This is a genomic window from Pseudolactococcus raffinolactis NBRC 100932 (assembly GCF_001591765.1).
Taxonomy (GTDB): domain Bacteria; phylum Bacillota; class Bacilli; order Lactobacillales; family Streptococcaceae; genus Pseudolactococcus; species Pseudolactococcus raffinolactis.
The window spans coordinates 59,609-69,997 of record NZ_BCVN01000007.1 but is presented as its reverse complement, the minus strand read 5'-3'; the positions used below and the strand labels follow the sequence as shown (position 1 = coordinate 69,997).

The 10,389-nt window shown below is 41.0% G+C and carries 8 protein-coding genes; 1 reads left to right on the top strand and 7 read right to left on the bottom strand.

The genetic code is table 11. The features are described from left to right. Positions 1-59: 59 nt before the first annotated feature. The 4 genes from ilvA to LRA01S_RS04095 all read right to left on the bottom strand — a co-directional run bounded on the left by ilvA (position 60) and on the right by LRA01S_RS04095 (position 4,779). Positions 60-1,310, bottom strand: coding sequence for a threonine ammonia-lyase IlvA (gene ilvA, locus LRA01S_RS04110; RefSeq protein ID WP_061774347.1), 1,251 nt, complete (start codon positions 1,308-1,310; stop codon positions 60-62). Positions 1,311-1,416: 106 nt separating this feature from the next. Continuing rightward, positions 1,417-2,439: a ketol-acid reductoisomerase gene (gene ilvC / locus LRA01S_RS04105; RefSeq protein WP_061774346.1), complete on the bottom strand. Its 1,023-nt coding sequence runs from the start codon at positions 2,437-2,439 to the stop codon at positions 1,417-1,419. Positions 2,440-2,606: 167 nt separating this feature from the next. Beyond that, positions 2,607-3,083: an acetolactate synthase small subunit gene (gene ilvN, locus LRA01S_RS04100; RefSeq protein ID WP_061774345.1), complete on the bottom strand. Its 477-nt coding sequence runs from the start codon at positions 3,081-3,083 to the stop codon at positions 2,607-2,609. Beyond that, positions 3,076-4,779 carry an acetolactate synthase large subunit gene (locus LRA01S_RS04095; RefSeq protein ID WP_061774344.1) on the bottom strand — a complete coding sequence of 568 codons (1,704 nt, stop codon included), beginning with the start codon at positions 4,777-4,779 and terminating at the stop codon, positions 3,076-3,078. The genes ilvN and LRA01S_RS04095 overlap by 8 nt, the downstream gene beginning before the upstream one ends. 115 nt (positions 4,780-4,894) lie before the next feature. Here LRA01S_RS04095 and LRA01S_RS04090 point away from each other — a divergent pair, with 115 nt between their 5' ends. Continuing rightward, positions 4,895-5,824 carry a glycosyltransferase family 2 protein gene (locus tag LRA01S_RS04090; protein WP_061774343.1) on the top strand — a complete coding sequence of 310 codons (930 nt, stop codon included), beginning with the start codon at positions 4,895-4,897 and terminating at the stop codon, positions 5,822-5,824. A gap of 89 nt (positions 5,825-5,913) precedes the next feature. Here LRA01S_RS04090 and ilvD read toward each other — a convergent pair whose 3' ends face one another. From ilvD to LRA01S_RS04075, 3 genes are all read right to left on the bottom strand, one after another. After that, positions 5,914-7,626 carry a dihydroxy-acid dehydratase gene (gene ilvD, locus LRA01S_RS04085; protein ID WP_061774342.1) on the bottom strand — a complete coding sequence of 571 codons (1,713 nt, stop codon included), beginning with the start codon at positions 7,624-7,626 and terminating at the stop codon, positions 5,914-5,916. A 228-nt stretch (positions 7,627-7,854) separates the two neighbouring features. Next, positions 7,855-9,021, bottom strand: coding sequence for a bifunctional glutamate--cysteine ligase GshA/glutathione synthetase GshB (gene gshAB / locus LRA01S_RS04080; protein ID WP_061774341.1), 1,167 nt, complete (start codon positions 9,019-9,021; stop codon positions 7,855-7,857). Further along, positions 9,005-10,387: a glutamate-cysteine ligase family protein gene (locus LRA01S_RS04075; RefSeq protein WP_239519116.1), complete on the bottom strand. Its 1,383-nt coding sequence runs from the start codon at positions 10,385-10,387 to the stop codon at positions 9,005-9,007. Before LRA01S_RS04075 ends, gshAB begins: the two co-directional genes overlap by 17 nt. Positions 10,388-10,389: the final 2 nt, after the last annotated feature.

Genomic DNA, 10,389 nt, shown 5'->3' with positions numbered 1-10,389 from the left:
TTAATATTAAAACACCTCAGATGATTTAGCTAGCCAAATCATCTGAGGTGTTTATTTTTTTAAACTAATAAGTTATACAAACTTTCTTGTCCTTTCAAGTCTATAAATTTACTATCAAAGGCTGCTAGACGTTCAATGAGCTGAGCTTGATCTTGCTTGTTTGACAGCAAAATACCAATCAAGACTGGTCCAGTCCCTTTATTAGCACGTTTGATATATTCAAAACGCGTAATATCATCGTGGGGACCTAATACATCATTGACAAATTCACGTAGGGCGCCTGGCCTTTGCGGAAAGTTTACAACAAAGTAATGTTTGAGCCCCTCATAAATCAAACTTTTTTCTTCGATTTCCTGCATGCGATTAATATCATTGTTACCACCTGAAATGATACAAACAATTGTCTGACCTTTAATCTCATCTTTGATTAATTCTAATGCCGCTACACTAGTCGCACCTGCTGGTTCAACTACGATTCCCTGTTTAGAATAGAGATCTAAAATCGTACTCGATATTAATCCTTCATCCGTATTCACAAGCTCATCGACATTTTCCTTGGCGATTTGATAGGTTAATTGTCCTACTTTTTGAACAGCAATACCATCTGCAAATTTATCAATCGTTTCAAGTTTAATAGGACCGGCATGATCAAATGCTGCTTGCATGGACCGCGCTCCGGAAGCCTCAACGCCAATTATTTTGGTTTCTGGACTCGCGTGTTTAGCATAGACTGAAACCCCAGAAATCAAGCCACCACCACCAACTGCGGCTAGAAGCAGATCTATTTTGATGCCTTCTTGCTGTGCTGCTTCGAAAATTTCGACAGCAACCGTGCCTTGACCTGAGATGACATCTGGATTATCAAATGGGTCGATAAAAGTTTTATTTTCGCGGCGGGCATAATCAATTGCCGCTGTGGCTGATTCGTCAAACGTATCACCAACTAACGCAATGTCTGCATAGTCCCCGCCAAAAAATTTTACTTGTGTGATTTTTTGTTGAGGTGTGGTTGTCGGCATAAAAATGGTTGCAGGAATTTTTAATTCTTGACAAGTATAAGCTACACCTTGGGCATGATTGCCCGCACTGGCACATACGACGCCACATTTCAATTTATCCTGGGGCAAATTATGAATCGCATAATAAGCACCACGCAATTTGAATGAGCGAACTTTCTGGACATTTTCCTGTTTAAGGTAAATATTGGCGCCATATTTTTCAGACAAATAGCTATCACGTCTCATTGGCGTTTGAATGACGACATCTTTCAAAACATCGTTTGCAGCTAACACATCTTGATAAGTTACCATAAAATTAGATTCCTTCATTTTTAAAATCAACCGAAAAGAAAGCCGAGACTAGGCTCAGCTTTCTTCCAAGTTAAAAACGATAGACAGTTTTGTCTGTATTTTTGGCTTAGTTATAGATTTTGAAAGCTGCATCATCGTTGGCTTGCGTAAATGGCATAGCCTTACGCAATTCAGCACCAACTTTTTCAATTTCAAGATCTGCTGCAGCAGCACGGAAAGCCTTCATTTTCGGATTTCCTGCTTTGTAGTCTTCTACGAAATCTTTAGCAAAAGCACCTGTCTGAATGTCGTTAAGTACCTTCTTCATATTTGCCTTAACTTCAGCTGTGATAATTTGTGGTCCAGCGATGTAGTCACCATACTCAGCTGTATTTGAAATAGACTGACGCATTTTCTTGAAGCCACCCTCATATAAGAGGTCAACGATGAGTTTTAATTCATGTAAAACTTCAAAATAAGCCAATTCTGGTGCATAACCTGCTTCTGTTAAAGTCTCAAAACCTGCTTCAATCAAGGCAGTTGTGCCACCACAAAGAACCGCTTGTTCCCCAAACAAATCTTCTTCAGTTTCTTCTTTAAAGGTCGTCTCAAGCATTCCAACACGGGCGCCACCTGCTGCACGTCCCCAGTCCATTGCGATATCACGCGCATTTCCCGTCGCATCTTGATAAACTGCGAAAAGTGCTGGTACACCAAAACCTTCAGTGTAAGTACGACGTACTAAGTGACCTGGTCCTTTAGGAGCAAGCATGAAAACGTCAACAGTCTGTGGTGCTTTGATATAGCCAAAATGGATGTTGAAACCATGACCAAAGCCAATCGCTGCACCATCTTTAAGATTAGGCGCAATGTCTTTAGCATAAAGATCAGCTTGGATTTCATCTGGTGCCAAAATCATAATGACATCAGATTTTGCTACCGCTTCTGCCACTGGATACACATCAAAGCCGTTTTCTTTAGCGGCATCAAATGATTTCCCTGCACGCACACCAATGATGACATTCTCGCCTGAGTCACGCAAGTTTTGCGCATGGGCATGACCTTGTGATCCGTAGCCAATTACTGCAATTTGTTTACCAGCAAGTGCTGGTGTTTTTACGTCATTTTCATAATACATCGTTACTGCCATCGTTTCAAATCTCCTATAAGCTGTTAGTGTCTATCCTTTATTTTTGATATTTATCTGTCAATTAGCAAAAGATAGAAAATTCAATCAATTTTTAAATATGATACAATTGTACGATTTTTCAGACAATTTGTCAAGAACAAATGTGACGCTTTGTTTGTCCGTATCTTTTAGTCTCGCGTGAAACCTGTTACACCGGTTCTTGCAATATTTTTAATGCCATATGGCTTAACTACCCTTAAAAGCGCTTCGATTTTATCGTAGCCACCAGTCAATTGGATGGTCACAGTTTTAGGCGCAACGTCTACGACACTCGCTCGGAAAGGTTGAATCATCGCAAATAATTCTGACCGAATATTGGCTGGAGCCGAAACCTTAACGAGAATCACCTCGCGCTCAATGTGAGGCACATCCGTAATATCACGCACACGCAAGACATCCACTTGACGGTTGAGCTGCTTAATGATCTGTTCAACCTCATCAATACTATCAACATCGATAATGATCGTGATTCGTGAGATATGTGGCACATCTGTATGCCCAACTGAGATACTTTCGATATTGACTTGACGACGTGACAAGACTCCCGTGAAACGATTCAGGACACCTGTTGAGTTATTGAGTTTTGCTGTTAACATTCTACGCATTGAATTTCACCCCCAACATTTCATCATTATGCCAACCTGCTGGCACCATCGGATAGACCTGCTCTTCTCGTGAGATACCAACTTCCAGAACCATTGGCACATCTTCTGTGAGTACTTTTAAATCTTCGGCAATGGTTTTAGGATCTAAAAACTTGTCATGCTTAAGCCCATAAGCTGCAGCTAGCAACTGGAAGTCTGGTTCTAGGTCAAATACAGACTGACTCCGACGTTCTTCATAGAACTTTTCTTGCCACTGACGCACCATGCCCAAAGAATGATTGTTAAAAAGGACAACCTTTATTGGGATATGATAGCCATTCAAAATCGCTAATTCTTGATTGGTCATTTGGAAGCCACCATCTCCAACAAAGACAATAACCTCTTTATCTGGATTGGCCAACTTAGCACCAATGGCTGCAGGAATACCAAAGCCCATAGTTCCGAGGCCACCACTCGTGATGAGTTGGCGATTACTCTTATACGGATACCATTGCGCTGCCCACATTTGGTGTTGTCCAACATCGGTTACAATGATGGCGTCACCATTTGTCAACTCACCGATTAGCTTGATGACTTCTTGTGGTTTGTTAAAGTTTGGCTCTGGTTCATAGCTGTAAGGTGCTCGTTGTGCATTGTCTTGAACTTGACTCACCCATTTTGAAAAATCGGTAGCAGGCGCGTCGAACGTTAGCAAGATTTCCAAAGCTCGTTTGGCATCACCCACCACTGGCAAGTCTGTTTTAACAATTTTGCCAATCTCTGCAGGATCAATATCAATGTGTGCGACCTTCGCTTCTTTCAAGAATAAAGACGGATTTGAAGCCAAACGGTCATCAAAGCGACTACCAAAATTAATGAGGTAATCCGTTTCAGCTAGAGCCATATTAGCAGCGTAGGATCCATGCATGCCACCCATCCCTAAAAATAAGGGATTTTCGACAGGCATTGCACCTAAGCCAAGCAGGCTAGAAACGACTGGAATTTGATACTTTTCAGCAAACTGAGTTAGGGCAAGATTACCATTTGAGTAGTTAACACCGCCACCGACTAAAATCAAGGGGCGTTTTTTCTTAGCTAAAAGCTCAACAATTTTTTTCAATTGCTTGGCATTTGGCTCGACAGTCGGATGATAAGACGGCAAGTCAATCGTAGTATCATTAATATAAGCCACTTCTTGAGCTGCGATATCTTTGGGAAGGTCAATGACGACTGGACCAGGACGACCAGTCGTTGCAATATGAATCGCCTCAGTAATCACACGCGGAATGTCTTGGGTTTCACGAATTTGATAGTTGTACTTGGTAATTGGCATGGTAACACCAATAATATCAGCTTCCTGAAAAGCATCTTTACCGATACCTGGCGTTGCTACTTGACCGGTAAAGACTAGCATGGGTACCGAATCAGCATTGGCATCTGCAATCCCAGTAATGGCATTCGTTGCGCCAGGTCCTGATGTGACTAAAGCAACGCCTAATTTGCCTGATGATTTGGCATAGCCTTCAGCTTCGTGTGTTGCGCCTTGCTCATGGCGAGCAAGAATATGCTGAATACCATCGTAATTATAAATGGCATCATAGAGTGGCAAGACAGCACCACCAGGATAGCCAAAAATTGTATCAACCCCCAAATCTTTAAGGGTATCAAGGACGAGTTGCGACCCACTTTTTGGAGTCTCAAGTTTTATTTGTTTCAATATTAGCTCTCCCTTCAAGGATTTTCATATTTCGAAAGTTCTGAAAATTATGAATTATGTTTAGATTTTAACACTTTTTCAGTCTTTTTTCAAGTAATTTTGGTATAATTTAGACATGAATACTCTAACGATTATCGTCCCATGCTTCAACGAAGCGGACGTATTAGTGGACTTTATTAGTACAGTTAACCTTCAAACCCACGAACTACCTTTAATTAAAAAATACCTCCTCATTAACGATGGCTCCACAGATGATACGCTCGATATCATGAAAAATCTTTCAGAGACTTTTGATAATATCTTTTATCTCTCCTTTTCTCGAAACTTTGGTAAGGAAGCTGCGATTTTAGCAGGGCTAGAGGCCTCTGATAGTGACTTTGTGACCATTATGGATGCTGATTTACAAGATCCACCTTTCCTATTGTCTGAAATGTACAAGGACATGTTAGAAGGTCAATATGATATCGTCGGTTGTCGGAGAATTTCACGAAAAGGCGAGCCTTTTATTAGAAGCTTTTTATCTCGTAGTTTTTACTGGGTGATTAACCATCTTTCTCATACTGAAATCCCTAGTGGAGTCCGAGATTTCAGACTCATGACCCGACAGGTTGTCAATGAAATTTTAAGATTAACCGAAGTCAACCGTTTTTCTAAAGGTTTATTAGCTTGGGTTGGATTTAAAACAAAATATCTTTCTTATGAAAATATTGAGAGAAAAGCTGGCAAAACCTCATGGCGTTTTTGGCAACTCATCAGTTACTCCATTGATGGGATTGTCAATTTCTCTGATGCTCCCCTAAATTTCGCAACCTTAATGGGCTTTATCTCTTTTATTATTTCGATGCTACTTGCAGCATTCTATACGTTCAAAACGCTGATATTTGGAGATCCTGTACAAGGTTTCCCAACCTTGATTACCCTTCTACTTTTAATTGGTGGGATTCAACTTTTTTCACTTGGCATCATCGGTAAGTATATCGGTAAAATATTTTTAGAGACCAAGCATCGTCCTGTCTATATCATCAAAGAGAAACATTTAGACTAAGGTTAATTTTAGCCAACAAAATGTCTATCCTAATCAAAACAACTGGTAATTTTGACCAGTTGTTTTTCAGTTATCAATGATAAGACGACTTAAAAGTCTGTGATGCAACCATGCGCCGCATCGTCTGTTAATTTTGCAAATTTCGCAAGCACACCTCGAGTTGCTTTAGGCGCTGGTTGTTGGTATGCTGCCCGACGTTTTGCGAGCTCTTCATCCGATACTTTCAGATTGATGGTATTGTTAATGGCGTCAATTTCGATGATATCATCATCTTCAACGAGGCCAATCACACCACCTTTAACCGCTTCAGGGACGATATGTCCGACAACAAAGCCATGTGTCCCACCAGAGAAACGCCCATCTGTGATCAAAGCCACTGATTTTCCTAGACCAGCACCAATCAACGCAGACGTTGGTTTCAGCATTTCTGGCATCCCAGGCGCCCCGACTGGGCCGATATTCTTAATGACTGCAACATCACCGGCGTGTAAACGCCCAGTCTCAATCCCTTCGATGAAATGTTGCTCACCATTAAAGACACGTGCTGTTCCAGTAAACTGCTCACCTTCTTTACCCGAAATTTTAGCGACTGAACCACCTGATGCGAGGTTACCATAGAGAATTTGCAAATGACCTGTGGCTTTAATCGGTTTGTCAAAGGGTCTGATAATATCCTGAAGGTCAAAGTCTAAATCCGCAGCATTCTCGAGATTTTCTGCTAAAGTTTTACCAGTGACGGTCATTCGGTCTCCATGGATGCGACCTTCTTTCAAGAGAAACTTAAGAACAGCCGGTAGACCACCAATCCGATGCAAATCTTCTTGCATGTACTTACCGGATGGTTTGAAGTCACCAATCACAGGCGTGCGATCAGAGATGGCTTGGAAATCATCCTGTGTGAGATCAATCCCAACTGTCCGCGCCATAGCGATTAAATGTAAAACGGCATTAGTAGAGCCACCAAGTACCATGACAACTGTGATGGCATCTTCAAAGGCTTCACGTGTCATGATGTCACTCGGTTTAATATCCCGAGCTAGAAGTGTTTTCATGTATTCACCGACAGATGCCGCTTCGCGCTGCTTCTCGTCAGACTTGGCAGGGTTTGTTGATGAAAATGGTAGCGTCATCCCAAGTGTTTCAATCGCTGCAGCCATTGTATTGGCTGTATACATGCCGCCACAAGCACCTTGACCTGGAATGGCATTGGAAATGACACCATGATAGTCCTCATCAGAAATGTTACCTGTTAATTTTTCCCCTAAGGCTTCAAAGGCTGAGACGATGTTGAGGGACTGTCCGTTATATTCACCGTGCTCAATCGTCCCACCATAAACCATGATAGATGGCCGATCCAAACGCGCCATACCGATAATCGTACCTGGCATGTTTTTATCACAACCTGGAATGCCGACTATCCCATCATAATACTCACCACCTGCATTGGTCTCAATTGAGTCTGCAATAACTTCACGTGATACAAGCGAATAGCGCATGCCATCAGTCCCGTTAGCAATCCCGTCAGAGACACCGATTGTGTGAAACTGCAAACCTAAAAGGTCTTCAGTCGCATCTACTGATGCTTTGACTTTTTGACCAAGCTGGTTTAAGTGCATGTTACAGGGGTTACCATCCCAGTCCATGGACACGATCCCAACTTGCGCTTTATCGAAATCCTCATCCTTAAAACCGATGCCGTAAAACATGGCTTGTGTTGCCGGTTGTGTCGGATCTTGCGTGAGCGTTTTAGAATATTTGTTAAGCTCAACTTCTGTTGTCGTACCGTTATATGTGAATTTCATAAGTGCCTTCCTTGCTTACCTCAGTGATGAGCGATTGATTTAAAAAGACTTGTGTTGCGTTGAGGTTTAAACACGATATTAAGCTCAATTCTGATATTAAACTTAAATTATTCCTCTTTTCAAACAAATCTGTTATTACCATTCTAACACTTTTAAAAGTTACGTCAAGCAATTATCAGAAAATTTTGTCAAATAAAATACCATGCACTCGCATGGTATTTGTCTTAATCAAATACTTTCTGGAAATAAGAGCCTGATCAAACTTTCTGTCACTCGTCGCGACTGGCCAAACGCTGGAAAAAGGTGCATTTGCATCATTGGATTTTGATTGGCTTCAATGACAAAATAAGGTCCTTCCTGACTAGCATCCGCGATGATGATATCCACTCCTGTAATCGTCACGTCCAATGCGTGTGCAACTTTCACGGCGACTGCTTTATAGTAATCACTGACTTGATCTGTCCGATCTATAGAGTCACCACCAGTTGAAACATTTGAGTTCTCTCTTAGGAAGACTCGTTCTTGTGCTTTGGGGATTGAATTTTCATTAAATCCTTGCAAGCTAAGGGTTAACTGTTCAACATCACCTAATTTGATTTTTTCAAGCGGCGTTCTATGATGCTCACCTCGCCTGATGTCTGTGTTTTTAATTGCCACCAATTGTTTAATACTGTGAATGCCGTCCCCAAAGACATTAGCAGGAAAGCGTTCTAATACTGCTAACACTTCTTCATTTTGCACGTAAAATCGATATTCTGTACCATGGGCATAGGTTTCAACGATAATCGCATCATCATTTTCAAAAGCAATTTTCACGGCTTGTTCATAATCCGCTTGTGTCGCTGTTTCCTTGAAGATACTAATGCCGATACCGTAGTTGGTCGACTTGGGTTTGACCACAAAAGCTGACGGGAGTTGGTCGAAATGAGCCAAGGCATCCCTAATGTCGTGAAATTCATAGCCAGACGGCACTTGGATTCCTGCGGCATTTAAAATCTCCTTGGTGACGATTTTGTTTTCCATCAAGGCATGCGATAAGGCACTGTCAAAATGCGTGATATTGCCTTCTTTAACATACTCTGTATGTGAACCGTAGGTTAATTTGACAATCTGCTCAACTTCATCGAGAACCTGAAACTGGATACCATATTTGATGGCATCAGCGATTAAATTTTGTGTTGATAACTCTAAATTTTCGTAACCAGGTAATTGAAAATCATTGGCAGGTGCTTGGACATACTGGATTTCAATACCTTGACGGTTGAGGACGGCTAAAATAGCTGATAATTCACGATTGGATTGATACGTAATCGTGAGTAAGTCACCATTAATATACCAATAGGCATTCTGCTTATTATACTCAAGAGCTCCTGATATCTTAAATGTCTTTTCCATCTGCAAAAATCTCCGATATTTCTGATAATGTTTTACCAGCTTCAAGCAGGTGTAATGCTTTGATGGCTGGATTTTCTTTGGTCTTAACCCGTTGATAGAGTGCTGCTAAATATTTTGCTTCACCAAACCCACGTTTTTCAAGTCCTACTGTTGCTAAATCCAATAAATCTTTAGCGAATTTGGTAACATCGTCTAATTCCTCAGATGACAAATCAGGTACTGAAAATCTACGACGTAGTTTAGGATAATCTCGACCGTAGTCTTCATAAAAAGCATGATTAGCAATTAGTGCTTCAAAAGCTGACAACTCTTGCATCAAGCCTAAATGAAAGGCTGCGACAGTAAAAGAGCTAGAGATAGGTTGCGCACAACTACTTCGAAACTCAACAGTGCCACGTGTCGTGAGATTCTGATATTGATAACTCCGATGCGTCTTAAATTCAAAGGGGCTAGGCGTTAAGACAAGGTCATTGCCAACTAAATCAAAGGCTGGGATCTCATCATGATTAAAGTAATCAGTTGCTTGAATCGGCTCAAAATAATAGGCATTTGTCTCAGAAGTGCGTGTGAATAAAGCAGTCCGTGTTAGATAATCAAGAAATGTTTCTGGATCATCAAAAGTTTCTGGAAACACACCTGTATTTTCTGGAAATACACCATGCATTGACTCTTCCCAGAAAACATCACGTGAAATCAAGGTATCTAATTGTCCGTTCCAAAGATAAGAATTAGCAAACAGCCATGCTTTAATCGGTTCTATGGCATTAAAAGTATTGAGGGTTGGTAATAAATTCTCAGATGTCACATCTAACTGAATTTGACTTCCTTGAATAAAAGCCCCATAGTTGGCGTGACTAACGTGAACATCGTCTCTACCAGCTCCCAACTTTAAATAGGCCATCAGCATCTCATAGCGAGGACTTGCAACAGGCCTATTGTCATTTTTATCCCAGAATGGATTAACACCGAAACCTGTTAAAAGGTGGTCCCGATTTTTTAAAATTGGTTGCATCACTGCTAAATAGGTTAAAAAGCGTTTTTCCACTTCACCTATTGTCTCTGCTTTACCAAATGCAAATTCTAACGTATTATAACCTACCTCGAACAAAATTCGGTCATCAGTTTCATCAGAAACAAGTTGAATAGCTTGACCGTTGTCATCAGCTTTCTCAATTGACAGTGGAAGTTGTTCTACTAATTGATCAAATAAGTCAAATACAACCGAAAACTCAACTGCTTGACCTGTCAAATGAACGATGGGTAACTCTAATTCAATTCCGACAAATAAGTCGTCTGATTGTTTTAAATTTGTAAAATAGCGCTCACGTAAGAGCTCACGTGCAATATCCAATCCTTGCTCCTTCATCT

Bases quoted from the DNA above. Each gene is read 5' to 3' on its own strand.
- ilvD (WP_061774342.1), bottom strand. From the start codon at position 7,626: ATGAAATTCACATATAACGGTACGACAACAGAAGTTGAGCTTAACAAA.
- LRA01S_RS04090 (WP_061774343.1), top strand. From the start codon at position 4,895: ATGAATACTCTAACGATTATCGTCCCATGCTTCAACGAAGCGGACGTA.
- ilvC (WP_061774346.1), bottom strand. From the start codon at position 2,439: ATGGCAGTAACGATGTATTATGAAAATGACGTAAAAACACCAGCACTT.
- ilvN (WP_061774345.1), bottom strand. From the start codon at position 3,083: ATGCGTAGAATGTTAACAGCAAAACTCAATAACTCAACAGGTGTCCTG.
- LRA01S_RS04075 (WP_239519116.1), bottom strand. From the start codon at position 10,387: ATGAAGGAGCAAGGATTGGATATTGCACGTGAGCTCTTACGTGAGCGC.
- gshAB (WP_061774341.1), bottom strand. From the start codon at position 9,021: ATGGAAAAGACATTTAAGATATCAGGAGCTCTTGAGTATAATAAGCAG.
- ilvA (WP_061774347.1), bottom strand. From the start codon at position 1,310: ATGGTAACTTATCAAGATGTGTTAGCTGCAAACGATGTTTTGAAAGAT.